Source organism: Mesorhizobium sp. M0768 (assembly GCF_040320195.1).
Classification (GTDB): Bacteria; Pseudomonadota; Alphaproteobacteria; order Rhizobiales; family Rhizobiaceae; genus Mesorhizobium.
Genome location: NZ_JAMYPD010000007.1, coordinates 170,700 through 192,397, shown reverse-complemented (window position 1 = coordinate 192,397; position 21,698 = coordinate 170,700). Strand labels below are relative to the sequence as shown.

Annotated in this window: 21 protein-coding genes and 1 tRNA gene; 14 read left to right on the top strand and 8 right to left on the bottom strand. The window is 62.5% G+C overall.

All coding sequences use genetic code 11. The features are described 5' to 3' along the window. The first annotated feature begins 29 nt into the window (after positions 1–29). The 7 genes from iolD (at position 30) to phnN (ending at position 6,612) form a co-directional block, all read left to right on the top strand. Positions 30–1,874 carry a 3D-(3,5/4)-trihydroxycyclohexane-1,2-dione acylhydrolase (decyclizing) gene (gene iolD / locus NKI08_RS12445; protein WP_352769544.1) on the top strand — a complete coding sequence of 615 codons (1,845 nt, stop codon included), beginning with the start codon at positions 30–32 and terminating at the stop codon, positions 1,872–1,874. A gap of 44 nt (positions 1,875–1,918) precedes the next feature. After that, positions 1,919–2,836 (top strand): myo-inosose-2 dehydratase, encoded by a 918-nt coding sequence (gene iolE / locus NKI08_RS12440; protein WP_352472331.1) that lies wholly within the window; start codon positions 1,919–1,921, stop codon positions 2,834–2,836. A 41-nt stretch (positions 2,837–2,877) separates the two neighbouring features. Beyond that, positions 2,878–3,096: a DUF3329 domain-containing protein gene (locus NKI08_RS12435; RefSeq protein ID WP_352453009.1), complete on the top strand. Its 219-nt coding sequence runs from the start codon at positions 2,878–2,880 to the stop codon at positions 3,094–3,096. Between the two features lie 2 nt (positions 3,097–3,098). Beyond that, positions 3,099–3,911 carry a 5-deoxy-glucuronate isomerase gene (gene iolB, locus NKI08_RS12430; RefSeq protein ID WP_352769541.1) on the top strand — a complete coding sequence of 271 codons (813 nt, stop codon included), beginning with the start codon at positions 3,099–3,101 and terminating at the stop codon, positions 3,909–3,911. A 148-nt stretch (positions 3,912–4,059) separates the two neighbouring features. Next, positions 4,060–4,767 (top strand): DUF1045 domain-containing protein, encoded by a 708-nt coding sequence (locus tag NKI08_RS12425; protein WP_352769538.1) that lies wholly within the window; start codon positions 4,060–4,062, stop codon positions 4,765–4,767. 79 nt (positions 4,768–4,846) lie between these two features. Beyond that, positions 4,847–5,986: an alpha-D-ribose 1-methylphosphonate 5-triphosphate diphosphatase gene (locus NKI08_RS12420; RefSeq protein ID WP_352769536.1), complete on the top strand. Its 1,140-nt coding sequence runs from the start codon at positions 4,847–4,849 to the stop codon at positions 5,984–5,986. Beyond that, entirely contained in the window at positions 5,983–6,612 is a 630-nt protein-coding gene (gene phnN, locus NKI08_RS12415) for a phosphonate metabolism protein/1,5-bisphosphokinase (PRPP-forming) PhnN (protein WP_352769533.1), read from the top strand. Before NKI08_RS12420 ends, phnN begins: the two co-directional genes overlap by 4 nt. 92 nt (positions 6,613–6,704) lie before the next feature. Here the strand turns inward: phnN and NKI08_RS12410 are convergent, their stop codons facing one another. The 4 genes from NKI08_RS12410 to NKI08_RS12395 all read right to left on the bottom strand — a co-directional run bounded on the left by NKI08_RS12410 (position 6,705) and on the right by NKI08_RS12395 (position 11,027). Beyond that, complete coding sequence (locus tag NKI08_RS12410) at positions 6,705–7,235, bottom strand: DUF2231 domain-containing protein (protein ID WP_352472336.1); 531 nt, start codon at positions 7,233–7,235, stop codon at positions 6,705–6,707. Positions 7,236–7,388: 153 nt separating this feature from the next. Next, a complete protein-coding gene (locus NKI08_RS12405; protein ID WP_352769530.1) occupies positions 7,389–8,384 on the bottom strand; it encodes an ABC transporter permease in 996 nt (331 codons plus the stop codon). 23 nt (positions 8,385–8,407) lie between these two features. Further along, entirely contained in the window at positions 8,408–9,952 is a 1,545-nt protein-coding gene (locus tag NKI08_RS12400; protein ID WP_352769527.1) for a sugar ABC transporter ATP-binding protein, read from the bottom strand. Positions 9,953–10,064: 112 nt separating this feature from the next. Continuing rightward, a complete protein-coding gene (locus tag NKI08_RS12395; RefSeq protein WP_352539964.1) occupies positions 10,065–11,027 on the bottom strand; it encodes a sugar-binding protein in 963 nt (320 codons plus the stop codon). Between the two features lie 538 nt (positions 11,028–11,565). Here NKI08_RS12395 and NKI08_RS12390 point away from each other — a divergent pair. Together NKI08_RS12390 and NKI08_RS12385 are read left to right on the top strand one after the other, a co-directional pair. After that, positions 11,566–12,588, top strand: a complete 1,023-nt coding sequence (locus NKI08_RS12390) for a LacI family DNA-binding transcriptional regulator (RefSeq protein ID WP_352769679.1) — start codon at positions 11,566–11,568, stop codon at positions 12,586–12,588. 69 nt (positions 12,589–12,657) lie between these two features. Then, positions 12,658–13,800 carry an alpha-hydroxy acid oxidase gene (locus NKI08_RS12385; RefSeq protein WP_352724652.1) on the top strand — a complete coding sequence of 381 codons (1,143 nt, stop codon included), beginning with the start codon at positions 12,658–12,660 and terminating at the stop codon, positions 13,798–13,800. Between the two features lie 46 nt (positions 13,801–13,846). On the opposite strand, the gene NKI08_RS12380 is transcribed toward NKI08_RS12385, so the two are convergent. The 3 genes from NKI08_RS12380 to NKI08_RS12370 form a co-directional block, all read right to left on the bottom strand. Further along, positions 13,847–14,161 carry an antibiotic biosynthesis monooxygenase family protein gene (locus NKI08_RS12380; protein WP_352697242.1) on the bottom strand — a complete coding sequence of 105 codons (315 nt, stop codon included), beginning with the start codon at positions 14,159–14,161 and terminating at the stop codon, positions 13,847–13,849. A 647-nt stretch (positions 14,162–14,808) separates the two neighbouring features. Next, a tRNA-Arg gene (locus NKI08_RS12375) sits at positions 14,809–14,885 on the bottom strand. Between the two features lie 325 nt (positions 14,886–15,210). Continuing rightward, positions 15,211–16,698: an ATP-binding protein gene (locus NKI08_RS12370; RefSeq protein WP_352455990.1), complete on the bottom strand. Its 1,488-nt coding sequence runs from the start codon at positions 16,696–16,698 to the stop codon at positions 15,211–15,213. A gap of 334 nt (positions 16,699–17,032) precedes the next feature. Between NKI08_RS12370 and rpmH the strand changes: the two genes are divergently transcribed. The 5 genes from rpmH (at position 17,033) to yihA (ending at position 20,820) form a co-directional block, all read left to right on the top strand. Further along, positions 17,033–17,167 carry a 50S ribosomal protein L34 gene (rpmH, locus tag NKI08_RS12365; protein WP_008833937.1) on the top strand — a complete coding sequence of 45 codons (135 nt, stop codon included), beginning with the start codon at positions 17,033–17,035 and terminating at the stop codon, positions 17,165–17,167. 23 nt (positions 17,168–17,190) lie between these two features. Then, entirely contained in the window at positions 17,191–17,544 is a 354-nt protein-coding gene (gene rnpA / locus NKI08_RS12360) for a ribonuclease P protein component (protein WP_352539960.1), read from the top strand. A 13-nt stretch (positions 17,545–17,557) separates the two neighbouring features. Then, positions 17,558–19,381: a membrane protein insertase YidC gene (yidC, locus tag NKI08_RS12355; RefSeq protein ID WP_352769521.1), complete on the top strand. Its 1,824-nt coding sequence runs from the start codon at positions 17,558–17,560 to the stop codon at positions 19,379–19,381. 144 nt (positions 19,382–19,525) lie between these two features. After that, positions 19,526–20,164 carry a CatB-related O-acetyltransferase gene (locus NKI08_RS12350; protein ID WP_352452996.1) on the top strand — a complete coding sequence of 213 codons (639 nt, stop codon included), beginning with the start codon at positions 19,526–19,528 and terminating at the stop codon, positions 20,162–20,164. After that, entirely contained in the window at positions 20,161–20,820 is a 660-nt protein-coding gene (gene yihA, locus NKI08_RS12345; protein WP_031193748.1) for a ribosome biogenesis GTP-binding protein YihA/YsxC, read from the top strand. The genes NKI08_RS12350 and yihA overlap by 4 nt, the downstream gene beginning before the upstream one ends. Positions 20,821–20,841: 21 nt before the next feature. Here yihA and NKI08_RS12340 read toward each other — a convergent pair whose 3' ends face one another. Then, the gene (locus NKI08_RS12340; protein WP_352769518.1) at positions 20,842–21,591 is read right to left on the bottom strand and encodes a TetR/AcrR family transcriptional regulator; all 750 of its coding nucleotides are present in this window, start codon (positions 21,589–21,591) and stop codon (positions 20,842–20,844) included. Between the last annotated feature and the right edge of the window lie 107 nt (positions 21,592–21,698).

The following is a 21,698-nucleotide window of genomic DNA, read 5'->3' as shown; positions in this document are numbered from 1 at the left end:
CGCGACATAAGCACTGCGGAGGAACCGACATGACCAAGACAATCCGCCTGACGATGGCGCAGGCGCTGACCCGCTTTCTTGCCCGACAGATGACCGAGATGCACGGCAAGAAAGTGCCGATCTTCGGCGGAGTCTGGGCGATCTTCGGCCACGGCAATGTCGCCGGCGTCGGCGAGGCGCTCTACCAGGTTCGCGACGAACTGCCGACCTTCCGTGCCCATAACGAGCAGGCAATGGCGCATGCGGCGATCGCCTACGCCAAGGCCAATTTCCGCCGCCGCTTCATGGCCGCGACCAGTTCGATCGGCCCCGGCGCGCTCAACATGGTGACCGCTGCGGCACTTGCGCATGTAAACAGGTTGCCTGTCCTGTTTCTGCCTGGCGACGTCTTCGCCAATCGCATTCCCGATCCCGTCCTGCAGCAGGCCGAGGATTTTTCCGATGGCACGGCGACGGTCAATGACTGCCTCCGCCCGGTGTCGCGCTATTTCGACCGCATCACGCGGCCGGAGCAGATCGTGCCGGCGCTCAACCGCGCCATGCAGGTGCTGACCGATCCCGCCGAATGCGGCCCGGTGACGCTGGCGCTGTGCCAGGACGTGCAGGCCGAGGCCTATGACTACCCCGAGAGTTTCTTTGCCGAGCGACTCTGGACGCCGCGACGGCAGCGCCCGGACCGCAACGAACTGGCGGCCGCAGTCGCGGTACTCAAAGCAGCGAAAAAGCCGCTGGTGATCGCGGGCGGCGGCGCACTCTATTCGCAGGCGTCCGAGGAGCTGGCAAAACTGGTGCAAGGCGCCGGCATTCCAGTTTGTGAGACGCAAGGCGGCAAATCCTCGCTCCCGGACGATCATCCGTTGAACATGGGCGCGGTCGGCGTTACCGGCACTTCGGCGGCCAACAGGCTGGCCGAAGAGGCCGACGTCGTGCTTGCCGTCGGCACCAGACTGCAGGATTTCACCACCGGCTCCTGGGCATTGTTCAAGCATGCCGGCAGGACCATCATCGGGCTCAACGTGCAGCCTTTTGACGCCGGAAAGCACCAGGCGCTGCCGCTGGTCGCCGATGCGGCGGAAGGGCTCGCCGAACTCGCTGCGGCGCTGAAAGGCTGGAAAGCCCCTTCAGGCTGGACCGACAATGCGATCACGGGCAAGAAGAACTGGCAAGCGGATGCCGACAAGGTGACGGCGTCGACCAATGCCGCCTATCCGTCCGACGCGCAAGTGATCGGCGCAGTACAGCGCGCCATGGGCTCCGGCGTGGTACTGCTTCATGCCGCCGGCGGCTTGCCCGGCGAATTGCACAAGCTATGGCAGGCGGGTACCCCCGGCTCCTACCACGCAGAATACGGCTTCTCGACAATGGGCTATGAAATCGCCGGCGGGCTTGGCGTCAAGATGGCCAAGCCGGACGAAGAGGTCGTGGTGATGATCGGCGACGGCTCTTACCTGATGCTCAATTCCGAGATCGCGACCTCGGTGATGCTCGGCCTCAAGCTGACCATCGTGCTGCTCGACAACCGCGGCTATGGCTGCATCAACCGGTTGCAGATGGCGACCGGCGGCGCCAACTTCAACAATCTGCTGAAGGACGCCCGTCACGAAACCTTGCCCGAGATCGACTTCGCCGCGCACGCTGCGAGCATGGGTGCGATTGCCGAAAAAGTGCCGTCGGTCGCCGGGCTGGAAACGGCGCTGGCGCAAGCGAAGAAGAACACGCGAACGACGGTGCTGGTCATCGACACCGACCCGCTGGTTTCGACCGAGGCCGGTGGAAGCTGGTGGGATGTCGCAGTGCCGGAAGTCTCGGCACGGCCGCAAGTGAATGCCGCGCGCAAGAAATACGAGGAAGCGCTGGGCGGGCGGGTTCTTTAGCCATCCGCGAACGCGCCTCGAATGTCTGAAACTGGAGTGACGACTTGAAAGCCAAACTGGGCATGTCCCCCATTGCATGGTGGAACGACGATCTTGCCGAACTCAGCGATGATGTGTCGCTGGAGGAGTGCCTGCGCCAGTCGCGCTCGGCTGGCTTTACCGGAATGGAAATGGGCCGCCGCTTTCCCAACGATCCGCAAATCATGCTGCCGATCCTGAAAGAGGCCGACGTGACGCTTTGCGGCGGCTGGTTCTCGGGGACGCTGGTCGACGAAGACATGGCGAAGAACAAGGATCGTATCCAGCCGATGATCGACCTGTTCAAGGCGGTGAACGCGCCATGCATCGTCTATGGTGAAGTCGGCCGCTCCATCCAGGGCGACCGCTCGAAGCCGCTCGCCAGCAAGCCCAGGCTTTCGGACGAGGAAATGAAAGCCTACGCCCGGCGGCTCACGCAGTTCGGCGAATGGTGTGCAGAGCAAGGCATGCCGCTCTCCTACCATCATCATATGGCGGCAGTAGTTGAGACCGAGCCAGAGCTAGATGCCTTCATGCGCTATTCGGGAGAAGGCATTCCATTGCTGCTTGACGCGGGTCACCTGGCCTTTGCCGGCGGCGATGTGCTGCGCGCTATTGATAACCACCACCGGCGCATCAACCACGTGCATGTGAAAGACGTACGCATGGAGGTGATCAACAAGCTGGATCGTAGCAGGCAATCCTTTCTCGATGCGGTGGCGCTTGGTGCCTTCACCGTGCCGGGAGATGGCTCCTTGGACTTTGGCGCCATCGTCCAGAGGCTCGCCGACCATGGCTATGAGGGCTGGTTCGTGGTCGAGGCCGAGCAGGATCCGAAGAAGAACCCGCCGCTCAAGATGGCGCAGGTCGGCTACAAGGAATTGATGCGGGTGATGACAGCGGCCGGCTATACGGTGGAGACAAAAGGCTTTCCCAATGCTTGAGGCTCGCGAGGAAGGGCTGATCCGATGCCGGGGGTGATCCGATGAAAGACTCCGAGCACCCGTTTTTCCGGCCGCTGTGGCGGCGCGTTGCCGTTGTCGCGGTCTGCCTGGTCTGGTCGGTGATCGAATTCGCCACCGGCACGCCGTTCTGGGGCGTGATCGCGCTCGGCTTCGCCGGCTATGCCGTCTGGCAATTCTTCTATCTCTACAAGCCGGCTGACGAGGACAAGTCATCGGCGGACGCCGAACCGAAGGAATGACCATGTCGAAGCTGCTCGTCAAAGCCAATAAGGGCCACGGCCGCGTCGCTCATGTGACGCCGCAAAACGCCGGCTGGACCTATGTCGGCTTCGATCTGCATCGGCTCAGGCCCGGCGAGAGCGCTTCCGGGCAAACCGCGGATCGTGAGGTCTGCCTGGTGTTCGTCACCGGCAAGGGCAAGGCCAAGGCCGGCGGCAAGGATCTCGGCTTGCTCGGCGAACGCATGTCGCCGTTCGAGGGCAAGCCGTGGTCGGTCTATGTGCCGCAGGGGTCGGAGTGGTCGGTGAGCGCCGATACCGATCTCGAACTTGCCGTCTGCTCGGCGCCAGGACTGGGCGGCGGTCTGCCGGTCCGTGTCATCGGACCTGACGATCTCCGCCAGGAGGTTCGCGGCAAAGGCACCAACACGCGCTATGTCACCAACATCCTGCCGGAGGGCAGGCCGGCCGATTCCTTGCTGGTGGTCGAGGTCATCACGCCCGGCGGCCACACATCGAGCTATCCGCCGCACAAGCACGACCAGGACAATCTGCCGGCCGAATCCTATCTCGAGGAAACCTATTACCACCGCCTCAACCCGCCGCAGGGCTTTGCTTTCCAGCGCGTCTACACCGATGCCGACGAGAACGGTGCTCGTTCGCTCGACGAGGCGATGGCGATCGAGGACGGCGACGTCGTGCTGGTCCCCAAGGGTTATCACCCCTGCGCAGCCTGCCACGGCTATGATCTCTATTATCTCAACGTCATGGCCGGACCGAAGCGGACGTGGAAATTCCACAACGCGCCCGAGCACGAATGGCTGATGAAGGCCTAACCATTTCCCCTTCGCCCCAACCGCTGGTCCAAGCGAAAAATCGTCGGCTAACGACCCGGCTGTGTGGTTTTGTTACCGAAAACGCCGCAAAGCTTCGTCAATTCGTCATGGAAATCACCTATGGCAGCGGGGCTGACGAGGACTTTCGATGCGCTACGCGATCTATTTCACCCCCCGACAAGACGAACCGCTGGCACGGATCGCCGCCAACTGGCTCGGCCGCGACCCATTCGGTGCCGCCACAAAGCCGGTCGAGGCTGCGGGCGAGTTGTCGGCGGCAGAAGTTGCCTTCCATACCGCCTCGGCGCGCCGCTATGGCTTTCATGCGACACTGAAGGCGCCCTTCAGATTGGCCTCCAACGAGACGGAAACGTCGCTTCGTGCAGCACTCGACGATTTTGCCGAGGCGACGCCGGTGGTTACGATCCCGCGCCTCGTCGTCAGCCAGATCGACGGCTTCTTCGCGCTGTTGCCGGAAGCACCGCTGCCGGCGCTCAACCGCTTCGCCGATGACGTGGTGCGCGACTTCGACCGCTTCCGCGCGCCGTTGACGGAAGCCGAGATCGAACGGCGCAGCCCCGATTCGCTGAAGCCCGACGAGTTCCGCAATCTCTGCCAGTGGGGCTATCCCTATGTCTTCGAGACGTTTCGCTTCCATATGACGCTGTCCGGCCGGGTGTCGTCACAGGAAAGCCCTCGTCTTCGCCTAGCAATCGACAGCCTGTTTGCGGACGTGCTGCAACGGCCGGTGGCGGTGGACGCGTTGACGCTGTTTGTGGAAACTGAACCGGGCGCTCCGTTCATGGTGCTGTCCCATCACGCGCTCGGGCGCCGCCCGGCCAGAAGAACCGCCTAAATGACTATTTGCTTTAACCGCATGGTGCGACGCCAATTCATTTTCAATTGGCTGCAAAATGCTGCAAGGACTGCCTGAAATGACTGCCGAGACCGTTCTTGACAATGCCCGTATTGTGCTGGCCGACCAGATCGTCGAAGGGTCGATCGTGCTGCGCGACGGCATGATCGCCGCCATCGATCCCGGCGCTGGCCGCAGCGGCGAGGACATGGGCGGCGACTTCATCATCCCTGGCCTGGTCGAGCTCCACACCGACCATCTCGAAGGCCATTACGCGCCACGGCCGAAAGTGCGCTGGAACCCGATCGCAGCTGTGCTCGCCCATGACGCGCAGGTGGCGACCGCCGGCATCACCACTGTGCTCGACGCCTTGCGCGTCGGCATGGACGAGGATGCCGACCTGACGGCCGCCGACATACGCAAGCTGGCCGACGCGATCGAGGACAGCGTGCAGCAGGACCGGCTCAGGGCCGACCATTTCCTCCATCTGCGTTGCGAGGTTTCGGCGCCGGACTGCCTCACGGCCTTCGCCAATTTCGACGGCGACGAGCGGGTCAGGCTGGCGTCGCTGATGGACCATGCGCCCGGACAGCGCCAGTTCGTCAATTTGGAAACCTACGCCTATTACTACCAGCGCAAGCTGAAGCTGACCGATCGCGATTTCCAGAAATTCTGCGAAAAGCGGATGGCGGAATCGGCGAGGAATTCGAGCCCGAACCGCAGCTTCATCGCCGCTGCCTGCCAAGAGCGCGGCATCGTGCTCGCCAGCCATGACGACGCAACCGTCGGCCATGTCGACGAAGCGATCGCGCAAGGTGTGCGCGTCGCCGAGTTCCCGACCACCGAGGAGGCGGCGCGGGCTTCAAAAGAGGCAGGGCTCGGCGTATTGATGGGCGCGCCGAACGTCATGCGCGGCGCGTCACATTCGGGCAATGTCTCGGCCCGCACGCTGGCCGGCGATGGCCTGCTCGATATCCTGTCGTCGGACTACATTCCGTTCAGTCTGATCCAGTCAGCCTTCTTCCTCGGCGACGTGGTCGAGGGCATTTCCTTGCCACAGGCGGTGGCGATGGTCTCGAAGAACCCGGCCGAGGCGGTCGGCCTCACCGATCGCGGTGTCATCGAGCCCGGCCGGCGCGCCGATCTGGTTCGCGTGCGCGTCGACGACCATGTCCCGGTCGTCCGCACGGTCTGGCGGCAGGGACGCCGGGTCGCATGATGGTGTCGGCATCGGTCGAGCGTGAATTGTCCGCTATCGGATTTCCGATCCGCGACGGTGTCTTCGTCGCCGTCGTCGGGCCGAGCGGTGCCGGCAAGGACACGGTGATCGGCTATGCGCGCGCCGTGTTTGCCGACGAGAGCCGGCTGGAGTTCGTGCGCCGGGTGATCACCCGGCCGAGCGATGCGGCCACCGAGGATCACGATACGCTCGCCGATGCTGCCTTCGTCGAGGCCGAAGCGGATGGTGCCTTCGCCATTTCCTGGGAGGCGCATGGCCTGCGCTACGGCATCCCGGCCGAAGTCGACTGGTCGGTCTCAAACGGCCGTGTCGCGATCGCCAACGTCTCGCGCGCGATCATCCCGGCGCTGCGGGAGCGCTACGCCAATCTGGCGGTCGTCGAGATAACGGCTACACCGGATATCCTGGCCGAGCGGCTGGCATTGCGGGGTCGCGAATCGCGCGGCGAAGTGCTGGCACGGCTGGCGCGCAGTGCCAATGTGGCGCTGTCCGGACCGGGTGTCACCTCGATCGACAATAGCGGCCCTCGTGAAGCCGCCGGCGAGCGCTTCGCCGAGGTGCTGCGCAAGGCCATGGCCTTCTCCGACATGTCGGGCCTTATCTAAAGTAGAGCCCATCCGATGCATTCGGTATGGGCGCTACTTGTCTAACCGATATCTTTTTTAGAAACCGGTATCCACTTCTCGGGATTATGGCCTCATGCGGCGTGCCGGTCCCGACCAGCGTGACGAGTATCCGTGGCAGTGGTTGTCGACGGCTTCGCTGGCGCATCCGCTGGTGTATCCAGAACTGCAACGTGGTGCCGATACACCATCTCCCAGCCCTTCCAGCCGGTGAACAGCAGTATGCAGACCACTATGAACGACAAGAGCGCACCCCATGGGCGGACCGCGGCTTCGGCGCCTTGCGCATAGCGAAGGTAGAAATTGATCAGTGCCACAACGACCGCGGTCAAGTTGCCCAGCATGTGGTACCAGGCGTCGGACAAGGCGCGAATGCGCGGCTCGTTGAGGAAGTCGATAAAACCGGCTGTCGCAGCGAGAAGGGCCATTACGATGGCTGCCCCGATCAGCCACATCGATGCCCGTGCCCAGAAGGCATCGGCAGTCCCCCAGAAAACCAGGTCGGTGACAAACGCACCGACAAGAAACGCGACAGGAAAAGGTATCAGCATCGGGTGGAGGGGGTGAGTTCCTACTTTGGCGGTACTAACTGGATTCGTGGGCATGGAACGCCTCCGCGTAGCAAAGCTTAAATAAACGCTCAGATACGGGTTTCGTTCCAAATAGAGACCGACCTGAACTGCTGTCGCGAAGCTCCGGCTGACTCTTTCACGCCACCTGCCATGGCCGTCGGCGTATTTCATCCAGCTATTTTTGCGTCACTCAGCGGCAGCACCCGCCACGCCCTTGCGTGTGGCTTCCAGCATCCGCCGCCGCGCCCTGAACACGCCCCATTGCTGGTCGACCAGCACGCCGATGAGGATCACCCCGCCCATGACGGCGAAGTTGAGCGAGGACGGGATGCCGAGCAGGTTGACGAGGTTCTGCAGCTCCTGCAGCAGCACGGTGCCGAGCAGGACGCCGATCAGCGAGCCTTCGCCGCCACGCAGCGAGAAGCCGCCGAGCACCGCGGCCGCGATGGCATAGAGCTCGTAGAACTGGCCGTGGCTCGCCGGCGAGATCGAGCGTGTGTACATGGCGAAATAGATAGCTGACAGCGCCGTCAGCACGCCGCAGATGAGATAGGCGGCCATGACGATGCGGCCGGTGCGGATGCCGGAATATTTTGCCGCTTCCTCGTTCTTGCCGATGGCATAGAGATAGCGCCCGAACACCGACCGGTGCAGCACCACCCACATGACGACGGCGATGACGATCAGCGCGATGAAGCTGTTCGGCACGCCCCAGGACCGCCCCGCCGTCAGGAACTCGAGTTCCGGGAAGTTCTGTCCGAAGGCAAAGCCGGCGGTGCCGTCAGCGGTGTAGAAGCGCGCCACGCCGCGATAGATCAACAGGCCGCACAAAGTCACCACGAAAGGCTGCAATTTGAGCCGGGTGATCAGCCAGCCATGCGCCAGCCCGATGATGCCGCCGAGCACCAGGATCAGCGGCAGGGCGACCGGCCAGGCCATGCCGCGCGTGGCGATGAAGTCGATGAACAGCACGCCGAGCAGCGCAACCACCGAGCCGACCGACAATTCGATGCCACCGGTGATGATGACGAAGGCTTGGCCAATCGACAGGATGCCGAACAACCCGATCAGGTTCGAGGTGTTGGCGAGATTGATCGGCAGCAGGAAGCGTGGGTTGATGATTGCCACCACCGCGCCGACCACCAGGATCAGGATCAGCAGGCCGAGATCTTTCTTGCTCATCGTCTTCTCCCAGTGCCTGCGAACTACTTCGGCTGCTTGCCGACCGCCAGCAGCAGCACGTTTTCCTGGCTGAACCGGTCCTTGTCGAGAATGCCCGAGATCTGGCCTTCATGCATGACGGCAATGCGGTCGGAAACGCCGATCACCTCCTCCATGTCGCTGGAGATCATCAGCACGGCGACGCCGGCGTCGGCCAGCGCCCGCATCAGCCCGTAGATCTCGGCCTTGGCGCCGATGTCGATACCGCGGGTCGGTTCGTCGAGAATCATCACCTTCGGCTTCATCGCCAGCCATTTGGCAAGCACGACCTTTTGCTGATTGCCGCCCGACAGCGTACCGGTACGCGTCTGCACGGAGGGCGCCCTGATGCCGAGATCGGTCTTCTGCTTCTCGGCGGTGGCGGCCTCGGCGCCGGCCGAGACCAGCGAGCGCCGCGAATGCGCCGGCAGATTGGGCAGCGAGATGTTTTGGGCGATCGAAAGGTCGAGCAGGATGCCGGTCAGCTTGCGATCCTCGGGGACGAGGAAAATACCGTTGGCCACTGCGTCCGCGGCCGAACCAAGAACCAGATCTTTTCCGTCAAGCTGGAACGAGCCGCCAAAGCTCTTGTCGATGCCGAACAGGACGCGCGCCAGCTCCGTCCGGCCGGAGCCGACGAGACCGGCGAGGCCGAGGATCTCGCCATGCCTGACATCGAGGTCGACGGGCCGGTCGGGATAGGCAGCGGTGCGAATGGCCTTGACCGACAGCGCGACAGAGCCCGGCGGGCGCGCCGATTCCGCGGCCTTCTCGCGCTCCTTCAGCATGCGGCCGATCATCAGCTTGACCATCTGGTCGTGATTGATCGCGCTCTTCGGCAAGGTTCCGGCGAGCATTCCGTCCCTGAGCACGACGACGCGGTCGGCGACGCGCTCGACCTCGTGAAGGCGGTGCGAGATGAAAATGACACTGATGCCGTCTGCCTTCAGCGCCTTGATGACGCCGAGCAGCTTGTCGGTTTCGGCGATCGGCAGGCTCGAGGTCGGTTCGTCGAGGATAACCAGCCTTGCCTCGATCGACAGCGCCTTGGCGATCTCGACCATTTGCTGCTGCGCCAGCGACAGCGCCGACACCGGCGTATCGGCCGAGAAATTGGCGCCCACGCGTTTGAGCAGCGGCGCCGCCTGCGCTCGCAGCCTGGCGCGGTCGACGAGCTTGAGCGGCCCGGCGCGCAGCGGTTCGCGGCCAAAGAAGATATTGGCGGCCACGTCGAGGTTTTCGAACAGGTTGAGTTCCTGGTGGACGAAGGCGATGCCCGAGCCGATGCTCGCCTCGACAGTCAGCCCGTCATGGGCGGCGCCATCGACGGTGATGGTGCCGGTGTCCGGCCTGGTCACGCCCCCGAGGATCTTCATCAGCGTCGATTTGCCGGCGCCGTTTTCGCCGACCAGGCCGATGACCTCGCCGGGCCTTACGTCCATCGAGAATCCGTCCAGCGCGACGACACCGGGATAGGTCTTGCGCACACCGTCGAGGCTCAGGAACGGAGCGTCCGTGGATGCAACGATGGATGGGTCGGAATAATTCATCACGCCTGACAGCAGCCGGTGAGCCGTTTGGTCTCAGACTGACGGGCCTCGCGAGGCCCGTCAATAGAACGCCGGCTCAAGGCGAACCTTGAGCCGGCGCAACCTAATTTGCTCAGTTTCCAGACATCGCCTTGAGGCTGGCGGCGTAGGCGTCGACATCGTCCTTGCCGATGATCTTGGTCGGGATGATGATCAGGCCATCGGCGGGAATGCCCGACTTATCGCCCTCGAGATAGGCAGCCATCAGCTTCATGCCCTGATATGCCCATTCGAAGGGCTGCTGCACGACGGTGGCGGCGACGGTGCCTTCCTTGACGCCGCCCAGCGTGATCGGATCGTCGTCGAAGCCGACGACGGTGATCTGGCCGAGCTTGCCGGCATCGCGCAGCGCTTCATAGATGCGCGGCGTGTTGTAGGAATAGAAGCCGACCATGCAGGTGACGTCGGGGCTGGCGACCAGCGCGTCCTCGACGTTCTTCTTGGCGCGAGCCTGATCGATGTCGTCGCCACGCACGTCGACCAATTCGATCTTGGTGCCGGCGAGACCTTCCTTCATGCCCTGGATGCGCTCCTTGGCGTTGTCGGCGCCGAGCAGGCCGACGAAGCCGAGGCACTTGCCGCCGTCAGGCATGGCCTTCTTGGCGATCTCTGCCGCCTGCTTGCCGGCATCGACATTGGACGAGCCAATATAGGCGACACGCTTGGTCTGCGGTGCGTCGCTATCGGTGGTGAACAACGCCGTTTCCGAGGCGATCTTGTTCAGCCCGTCGGTCGACGTCTTGGGATCGACGGCCGAGACCATGATCGCCTTCACGCCGGCCGTCACCAGATCGTCCATCAGGCGCTGCTGGATGGCGACCGAGGACTGCTCCGGATATTTGAGCTCCAGATTGTAATTGGGCAGTTCGCCTTGAGCCTTCTTGACGCCGGCTTCGGCCGCCTTCCAGAAATCGGAAGCGCCGTTGACGACGAAGGCCAGTGTCGGCTTGTCGTCGGCCCGCGCAATTGCGCTGGCGGACAGGCCGAGCAGCAGGGCCGCAGCGGCGACGGACGCATTTCGTATTACAGATTTCATATTCAACCTCCCATTTGACTTAGTAATTTTCGCTGATGATGAACGTGCCGACGCGGCTTGGACGCCCTCCTCCTCAGGGTTCCGGCAGCGAGGAACGACGCCATTCCAGCCGCGATCATCGACTTTAGAGACTCATTCGCCGTTCGTAAATAGTCCGATTTGTCTGACATTTCCCGAAACGGCAGGCGAACTTCGGCTGACGGGAACCGTCCGATACCAGGCTTGCTTGCATTCCGAACACGCACGGTCCGATGTCGTCCGGGCATGACGGATTGACGTTATAGGGATGCCAGATATTAGTAAAGAGTATTAGTTGATCGGGATTTCTCGCCACAAAAGAGAGATCTTCCCAGTCGCTGCCGCTTGGGATTGGCGACTAAATCGCGTAAGAGGGTAGATTATATCTATTAGCGCCGCTTTGCCTTATAAATGCGAAATTCGAGGGACTAACGACGTGAACGAACCACTTCGGGATGCGGTCCTTCAGGGTACCAGGCGGCGCAAGCCGTCGGGGAAAAACCCCAAGGGCCGCGTTACCATGACCGACATCGCCAGGGCGGCAGGCTGTTCGCAGGCGACGGTTTCGTTCGTGCTCAACAACACGCCGGGCATCAGGCTGTCGCAGCAAACCCGAGAGCGGGTGATCGAGACGGCGCGAACGCTGGGCTATTCGCCGCCCGTGTTTTCTGCCTTGCGAGCCCCGGTTGCAGCATTCGACGGGCTGGATGGCGTGATCGGCTTCGCCGTCGACCAGTTGGCGACCAGCCCGGAGGCGGTCGTCGCCATTGAAGGGGCGCGGCAAGCCTCGTGGAACGCCGGCAATGTAGTGTTGGTGGCGCAGACCATGGGCGACGAGGTGATGGAGCCCCGGGCCATCGCGGCACTGACCAAGCGGGGCATTTCGGCACTGATCTACATGACCATTTTCACCCGCGAGATCGTCGCGCCGGACTATCTCTACGGCCTCGACATTCCGGTCATCCTGCTCAACTGCTACACCGCCGACTATGCCTTCCCCGCCGTGGTGCCGAGCGAGATCGCCGGCGGCCAGAGCTCCACCCGCCACTTGATCGGCCATGGCCACCGGCGCATCGCCACCATCACCGGCGAGCCCTGGATGCAAGCGGCGCAGGACCGGCTGAAGGGCTACCGCCGGGCGCTGGCGACGGCCGACATTCCGTTCGACCCGGCGCTGGTCGTCGAAGGCGACTGGTCGGCGAGCGCCGGCTATGCCGCGACCGTCAAGCTCTTGGCGCTGAAGGACCGGCCGACCGCGATCTTCTGCCAGAACGACCGCACCGCGATCGGCTGCTACGAGGCGCTGAAGGAGGCCGGCCTGCACATCCCCCGGGATATTTCGGTGATCGGTTATGACGACGAGGAGATCGCGCGGCATCTGTTCCCGCCGCTGACGACGTCGATCCTGCCGCATATGGCGATGGGACAATGGGCGATCGAGCAGCTCGAAGTCCCCGCTGCTCCCGGTCGTGGCCGCTATCCCATCACCAAGCTCGAATGCCCGCTGGTGGAGCGGGAGTCGGTTGGCGCTCTGGCGGGCTGAGGCGAGAGCGCCGGCGATCGACAATGGCACAGGCTTGACATCGGGCCCGGCATATACCCGATTGATTTCATGAGATTGCAAAGCTGCTACAATTTTCAGGACTTCCGCCGGCTGGCAAAACAGCGCCTGCCAGGTCCGATCTTCAATTATATCGATGGCGGCGCGGACGACGAGACGACGCTGCGGCGCAACACGGCGGCGTTCGAGGACTGCGATCTCGTCCCCAACGTCCTTGCCGGCGTCGGACAGGTCGACATGTCGGTCACCGTCATGGGCCAGAAGCTGGCGATGCCGGTCTATTGTTCGCCGACGGCTCTCCAGCGACTGTTTCACCATAGCGGCGAGCGCGCCGTCGCCGCGGCGGCGGAGAAGTTCGGCACGATGTTCGGCGTCTCGTCGCTCGGCACGGTCAGCCTGGAGGAAGTCCGCAAGCACAGGACGCCGCAGGTCTATCAGTTCTATTTCCACAGGGATCGCGGCCTGAACCGCGCCATGATGGAGCGCGCCAAGACGTCCGGCGTCGACGTGATGATGCTGACGGTCGACAGCGTCACCGGCGGAAACCGCGAGCGTGACCTGCGGACCGGCTTTTCCATCCCCTTTCGGCTTACGCTCGGCGGCATGATGCAGTTCGCGATCAAGCCGAGATGGGCTATCGACTATTTGACGCACGAAAAGTTCAGCCTGCCGCAGTTGGACGGCCATATCGATCTCGGCGGCGGCGCGCTTTCCATCAGCCGCTATTTCACCGAGATCCTCGAGCCGTCGCTGGATTGGAAGGACGTCGAAGACATGGTCCGCTTCTGGAACGGCCAGTTTTGCCTGAAGGGGATCATGAGCGTCGCCGATGCCAGAAAGGCGGTCGACATCGGCTGCACCGGTATCGTTCTGTCAAATCATGGCGGCAGACAGCTGGACGGCTCGCGCAGCCCCTTCGACCAACTGTCGGAGATTGCCGACGCGGTGGGCGACAAGATAGACGTGATCATCGACAGCGGCGTCCAGCGCGGCACGCATGTGCTGAAGGCCCTGTCGTTGGGCGCCAAGGCCGTCGGCGTCGGGCGCTACTATCTCTTCCCGCTGGCAGCCGCCGGACAGGCCGGCGTCGAACGGGCGCTCGGCCTGATGCGAACCGAGATCGAACGCGACATGCGGCTGATGGGATGCAGGTCGGTGGCAGAGCTTTCCAGGGGGAATGTGCGGTTTAGGTAATAGAGCCGGGAAGTGGCGCACGGCATAAGCTTTTCGAAGTGCGAAACTATACCGACCTGCCGCTGCTCCTGCCGTCCGTTTCGAAGACAGCCTCGCCGGAAACAGCATCCGTATATCCGCCCTCAAGCTGCTGCAACGTATGGCGGAACCGATCAAGATTGCCCAGCATTTTGTGCCTGGCATCGACCATGTGCTGAAAAGTGTCCCACTCTCCAATCGAGAAGAAGGCGCCATCTCCCGATTTGATGAGAGCCATTTTTCGCAATCCCTCGAAATTGCGCGGAGCGCTGCTGAACAGTTCGACGAATTCGTCTTCACTACCCGGCTTGACCCAGAAGCGGACGCTGTTGAATGCCGTCATGTACGTTCCCCCGTGAAAGAACTGAAAACCTCGAATATGCGAGGCCCTAACGCACCTCGAACCCTTCGAACAGGTGTACAGGAAAATCGGAAGGTTGGCTTCAGTCACCTCTGGCCGAAAGCCCCGTTTCTGGCGCTATTTTGCCAGGAAGAGGACGACGCTCGATCTCAATCGGTACGCCCTTCCGACCGGCAATGAAACGCGCTGTTAACGCCGTTCGCGGGTGACAGGATGTTGGCCGCAGTTCGAAGGTATAATCCGCGTCTCGCTGTCAGTTGCGGAGGCGAAAATGAATTTGCTTCGGATTGCGCTCTTGTGCACGGCCATGATCGACGTTGGAATGCCGGCCGTTCGCGCTGAGGATCGGCCTGTGCCGCAGAACAATAAAGCCGCAACAACGCAGCCGCCCGTTCATTGTGAAGGCCAAAATTGTCTCCCGCCGGCGAAAGATCCCGTGCAGGAATGCACTGGCCAGGATTGCACGCCAGGCCCGCCGACTGAACCGGGCCCGGAGATTAAGCAGGCCGACTGAGCAGCATTAGCTGACGATCCCCTTTTTGGCATGGATGGCGCTCAGCCCTCGCGACTTTCCGGCCACCGGTGGTAGATTCTGTTACTTATGTTCCCGGGGGTAGGCATGAGTTTATTGGCGCGCCCGAAGAGATTCGAACTCCTGACCCCCAGATTCGTAGTCTGGTGCTCTATCCAGCTGAGCTACGGGCGCGCAACAGGCCATGCTTTGCATAGCCCCGCGATCCGATTCTGGCGACCGGCCGCGAATGTGAGCTGTTCCCTAGCGACTGAATTTGCGAAAAGCAAGCCGATCCTGGCCAAAAGTTTTGCCGTCATGTTTTGCCGTCATGCGCCGGCCGGCGAAGGCAAGATCGCGTCACGCGGCGGCCGAGCCGATAGGTCGTCGTCTTGGATCAGTCATTTGCCAATCGGAACGGCCCGTAACGAAAGACGCCGTTGCACGGCGGCCGAGCCGATGGCTCGTAGCCTCGGACCAACCATTTGCGAATTGAAACGGTCCGTAACGAAACGGTTCGTTACGCCGGGCGGCGCAGTCCGTTGCGGGCCTGGTCGAGCCGGACCGGCTGGTCGGGAATGGTGACCGCGAATGTGGTGCGGCCGCCGATGCTTTCGACCAGCTCCACCGTGCCGCCATGGGCGCGGATCAATTCATGGGCGATCGCCAGGCCAAGGCCGGTGCCGCCGCTGCGGGCCGAGCCGCGGAATGCCGCGAACAGGTTTTCTCGCGCCTTTGGCGGCAGGCCGGGGCCGGTGTCGGTGACGACGATGCGGCTGACGCTGCCGATGCGCTCGGCCGATATGGTCAGGCGGCGCACCACGGCGCTCTCGGTGTCGGCCGCCATCGCCTGCACGGCGTTGCGGCTAAGATTGGTGAGCACGCGGAACAGCTGGTCGGAATCGGCGTCGACCTCGAGCACCGGATCGACGGCGTTGACGAATTCGATGCCGCATTCGATGTCGAGCAGGCCCTGGACGTCCTCGACCAGCTGGCGCAGCCGCAGCCTGCGGCGCGACGGCGGCGGCTCCTGGGTGCGGCCATAGGCCAGCACGCCCTCCGAGTAGGACACCGCACGGTCGAGCGCGCGCAGCAGTTTTGGTGCGAATGCCTGCACGGTCGGGTCCTTGACCTGGCGCAGGCGGTCCGACATCAGTTGCGCCGAGGCGAGGATGTTGCGCATGTCGTGGTTGATCTTCGACACGGCCAGGCCGAGATCGGCCAGGTGCTTCTGCTCGGTCAGCATCTTCTGCAGCCGCTCCTGCATCTGCGACAGCTCGCGTTCGGCGACGCCGATCTCGTCGGCCCGGGCGGCGGGGTGAATGATGCGGCCGGGGTCGTCGGGCGCCTCGGAAAAGGACAGCATCGAGCGTGTCATCGTCCTGATCGGGCCGATCATGATCAGGTCTATCGCGGCGTAGACCAGCATGGCGGTGAACAGCGAGATCAGCAGCGAGACGAAGGCGACGTTGCGCGAATAGATCAGCATGGCATTGCGCAGGCGGTGGTCGGGCATGATCAGCTCGAATTCTTTGTCGCTGTCGCCGACCGGCCCGAAAACGCGCAGCATCCGCTTGCCGCCGAAAAACAGCGTGTCCAGCGCGCCGGTCATACCCTCGATCATGCCGACATTGGCGATATCGATATGCTCGTCGACCTGCGGCGGCATTTCGGCCACGACCAGAAGCCGCGAGACGCCGCCGTCGCGCACGGCGATCGCCTTGGCGCCGATCGCCATCAGTACGTCGTTCTGGGCGGCACGCGACAGCGAGGCAGGTTCGCCCTGCACTAGGACGATGGAAACCGCGGCGGCGGTGCTCAGCCTCTCCTTCAGCCAACTCAGCCTGTAGCTGGCGATCCAGGGCACGAAGATGAGGATTTCGGCCAAGAGCACGAAGACGATGGTGAGCAGCAGCAACTTGGTCGACAGGCCGCGCGCCAGCGGCACCCTGCGGGTGGCCGCCTTCGCCTGGGCGATGCTTTCGTCGGTTGCTGGGACTTCACTCATGCTCGTCGTCACGGCTGCCTGTCATCACGGCTGCTTGTCTTAGGGACTGCTCGTCTTCACGATCGCTTGATCGGGTGAGATTAGGCGATTGCGGCTTTTTTGCCAAATTCATCCTTGGTCGAAGCCGGACAAAGGGCCGCAAGACTTCGATGCCGGTCCGACAATGCCGGCCCGACACGCTGGATTGACTTCCAAAACCCTTCTTTCTATAAGCCCGCTCACGCTCGGGCCATTCGTCCCGGCGCGGTTTCGATCGCGCCTAAACCGGCCCGGCAAAGCTCCTGTTACAAAGTGACAGAATCAAGAAGGGCCGCACCCCGCGGTATTTAAACAAATGAAGCGTACTTACCAGCCGTCCAAACTCGTCCGCAAACGCAGGCACGGTTTCCGCGCCCGCATGGCCACCAAAGGTGGCCGCGGCGTCGTCGCAGCCCGCCGCAACCGCGGCCGCAAGCGTCTCAGCGCCTGAGCACCAAGCGAGAGACAAGATCGTTGCCCGCAACCGGCAAGCCAACGGGTGCCCATCCCAAGCGGCTTCTGAAGCGCGCGGAATTCCTGGCTGTCCGCCGCGGCGAAAAGCGCCGCGGGCGGCTTTTCCTCGTCGAGGTCCTGGGCCGCGGCGACAGCGAGGCGCCGCGCGTCGGCTACACCGTCACTAGGAAGGTCGGCAACGCCGTCGTTCGCAACCGCATCCGGCGGCGGCTCAGAGAGGCCGTGCGCACGCATGCCGCGGATGACATGGCGCCGGGCAATGATTATGTCATCGTCGGGCGCGAAGACGTGCTTACCACTCCGTTCGGCCAGTTGAAGGCCGAACTCTCCCGCAGATTGCGTGGAACACGATAGGCCAAGGGCTTCGATGGAAAACAACCGCAACTTCTTCATCACCATCGCACTGTCGGTGCTGATCCTGGCGCTTTGGCAATATTTCTATGTGATGCCGCGCAGCGAGATGCAGCGCGAAGCCGCCCGCATCGAAGAGCAGCGCGTGGCGGAGCAGAAGAAGGCCGCCCAAGGCACCAGTCCGGGCGCCAGCGAAACACCGGTGCAGCCCGGCGCCATTCCGAGCGCGCCTGGCGGCGAAGCCGTCACCGCGGCTAGCCGCGACCAGGCGATCGCCTCGACCAAGCGCGTCAAGATCGACACGCCGAGCCTCGAAGGCTCGATCAACCTCACCGGCGCACGTCTCGACGATCTCAAGCTCAAGCATTACAGGGAGACGGTCGACAAGACCTCGCCCGAGATCGCGTTGCTCAACCCGGCGTCCCTGCCGAACGGCTATTTCGCCGAGATTGGTTTTTCCGGCACGCCGGATGTGGGCAGGCTGCCGGGTCCCGACACCGTCTGGCAGACCGACGGCAATGCGACGCTGACACCGGCGACGCCGGTGACACTGACCTTCACCAACGACAAGGGCCTGACCTTCAAACGCACCTTCTCGGTCGACGCCCAGTATATGTTCACCGTGTCCGACACGGTCCAGAACGGCGGCTCGGCGCCCGCGACGCTGTCGAACTATGGCCGCGTCACCCGTTTCGACAAGCCGGCTATCGCCAGTACCTATGTGCTGCACGAAGGCCTGATCGGCGTTACCGGAAGCGAGGGCCTGCAGGAGTACAAATACTCCAGCGTCGAATCGGAAAGGGAATACAAGCCAGGCAAGTCGACCGACGGCTGGCTAGGCATCACCGATAAATACTGGGCGGTGACCCTGGTGCCGCCTGGCGGCGGCGAATTTCAGCCCAAATTCTCTTATTTCGAGTTCAAAAGCGGGCCCCATCCGCACAGCTACCAGTCCGATTTCCTGTCCGATCCGGTCACAATCGCTCCCGGGCAATCGACGACCGTGGAGTCGGAGATATTCGCCGGCGCCAAGGAAGTTTCGACGATCAACGCCTATGAAAAGGACCGTCATATCCGTCAGTTCGACCTCCTGATCGACTGGGGCTGGTTCTATTTCATCACCAAGCCGATGTTCTGGCTGATCGACACGCTTTACAAATTCTTCGGCAATTTCGGTCTGGCGATCCTCGCCACCACCGTCATCGTCAAGGCGCTGTTCTTCCCGCTCGCCAACAAGTCCTATGCGTCGATGGCGAACATGAAGAAGGTGCAGCCCAAGATGCTCGAGATCCGCGAGAAATACGCGGACGACAAGATGAAGCAGCAGCAGGCGATGATGGAGCTCTACAAGACCGAGAAGATCAATCCGCTCGCCGGCTGCTGGCCGGTGGCATTGCAGATCCCGGTGTTCTTCTCGCTCTACAAGGTGCTCTACATCACCATCGAAATGCGGCACGCGCCGTTCTTCGGCTGGATCCAGGATCTGGCGGCGCCGGACCCGACATCGATTTTCAACCTGTTCGGGCTGATCCCCGTTACCTTGCCGCACATGCTGATGATCGGCGTCTGGCCGCTGATCATGGGCGTGACGATGTTCCTGCAGATGCGCATGAACCCGACGCCGCCGGACCCGACGCAGGCGGCGATCTTCACGTGGATGCCCGTGATCTTCACCTTCATGATGGCGGGTTTTCCGGCCGGCCTCGTCATCTACTGGGCCTGGAACAACACGCTGTCGATCCTGCAGCAGGGCGTGATCATGAAGCGGCAAGGCGCCAAGATCGAATTGTGGGACAATCTGGTCGCGCTGTTCCGCAAGAAACCGTCGCCGGCGGAATAGCCGGCGCTCCGACGATGCGAGACCAAAAAGCCCCGGTTCGTCCGGGGCTTTTTGCACAAGCTGCCCGCCTGGATTAAGCGATTGGTACTGCCGGACGGATCGCGCTATTTTGACCTGCCTGGCAGTTGCTCGACGGAGCTCGATATGACCGGACCCAATCCATCGATCAAGCATCCGATCCCGTTGCACACACGCGTCGGCTTTCTGAAACCGCTGGTGACGGCGCCGAATATCGAGATCGGCGACTTCACCTATTATGACGACCCTGACGGACCCGACAAATTCGCCGAAAAATGCGTGCTGCATCATTATCCGTTCATCGGCGACAGGCTGGTCATCGGCAAGTTCTGCGCCATCGCCGAGGGTGCGCGCTTCATCATGAACGGCGCCAATCACGCCATGTCCGGCTTTTCGACCTATCCGTTCAACATCTTTGGTCACGGCTGGGAGGAAGGTTTCGACCCGGCGACATGGTCGAAGGAGGTGCGTGGCGACACAATCGTCGGCAACGACGTCTGGATCGGCATGGAAGCGGTGATGCTGCCGGGCGTGAAAATCGGCGACGGCGCTATCGTCGCGGCAAAGTCGGTGGTGACGCACGATGTGCCAGCCTATGCGATTGTCGCCGGTAATCCGGCCAAAGTGGTGAAGATGCGCTTCGATGACAGGACCATCCGGCGGCTGCTGGCGCTGGCGTGGTGGCACTGGCCGGTGGAAAAGATCAGCCGCAATCTCGATGCCATTCGTGGCAGCAACATTTTTCTTCTGGAGGCAGCGGTTTGAACGCGTTGAACAAGACCACGATCGGCATCGAATTGTTCACGCGAGCCTGGATCTTCATCCGCGGCGTGCCGGCGATGAAATTCCTGCCGCCGGAGGGTCCACCCGAGATCGCCTTTGCCGGCCGCTCCAATGTCGGCAAATCGTCGCTGATCAACGCGCTGGTCAACCAGAAGGGGCTGGCGCGCACCTCCAACACGCCGGGCCGCACGCAAGAACTCAACTATTTCGTGCCTGGCGGATTTTCGGGAGAAGGCGCCGATCTGCCGCCGATGGCCCTGGTCGACATGCCGGGCTATGGCTACGCCACGGCGCCGAAGGAAAAGGTCGACGAGTGGACGAAGCTCGTGTTCGACTATCTGAAGGGCCGGGTGACGCTGAAGCGCGTCTACGTGCTGATCGATGCCCGCCATGGCATCAAGGCCAAGGACGACGAGGTGCTGTCGCTGCTCGACAAGGCGGCGGTGTCGTATCAGATCGTGCTGACCAAGACCGACAAGATCAAAGCGGCGGGGGTACCGCGGCTGATCGAGGAAACGCTCCAGAAGATCAAGAAACGCCCGGCGGCATTTCCCTTCGTGCTCGCCACGTCGTCGGAAAAGAGCGAGGGCCTCGAGGAATTGCGTGCGGCGATCGTGCTCGCCGCCAATGGCGGATAGGCCACCGACCCTGGCAGCCTGTCAGGCGGGGCTGGAGGCCCGTTCCTGCTCTGCAAGCTGTTCGGTGCCGTAGGCCTTCAGGAACACATCGACGCCCGACCTGACGATGTGTTCGATCTCGGCCGCACTTGGCGCCTTGGTGCGATAGGCGAAAATGCACTGGCGGAAAAGACCGGCCAGACACAGCTCGGTGAACTGATAGGCGGCAAGCTCGACGTCGTCGATCTTCAGCAGGCCGCGTTCGATAGCCATGTTGAGGAAAACGACGACCCTGTCATGGCCACGCTTCGGGCCGCGTTCGTAGAACCGGGCACCAAGCTCCGGAATGCGTTCCGACGCGCCGATCACCGTCCGCTGCGCCAGGATGACCCTCGCCGAAGTGATCTTCATGGACAGCACGACGCCGAACTTCACCAGCGTCTGGCGAAGGTCGCCAATCTGGTCGAGCACTTCATACATGTTCTTGAAAATCGTGCCGCGCTCTTCCTCAATCAGCGCTTCGAACAGCTCTTCCTTGTTGGCGAAGTAGACATAGATGGTGCCCTTGGACACGCCGGCCTCGCGCGTAATGTCGTTCATCGACGCGGCTTCGAAGCCCTTGTCGATGAAGACACGGCGCGCACCCTCGATGATCTGGCTGCGCTTGACCGGGTCTTGCCCCGCGGCCGGGCGGCCGCGCGGCAGACTGTCCAGCAGATCGCACTGGTTCTTGCCGGCGCTGGGCAATGGGCCTGAATCAGGCAAAGGAGCGGCCTTGGGGGCTTCGGCCATAATGTCACACCTCGTAAATAATTCGAACCATCCGGTTCGATTGCTCTTGATATGGGCCTCTTTAAGCGCTAAGTCAACGTCGAGATCGAACCGAACGGTTCAGTCTG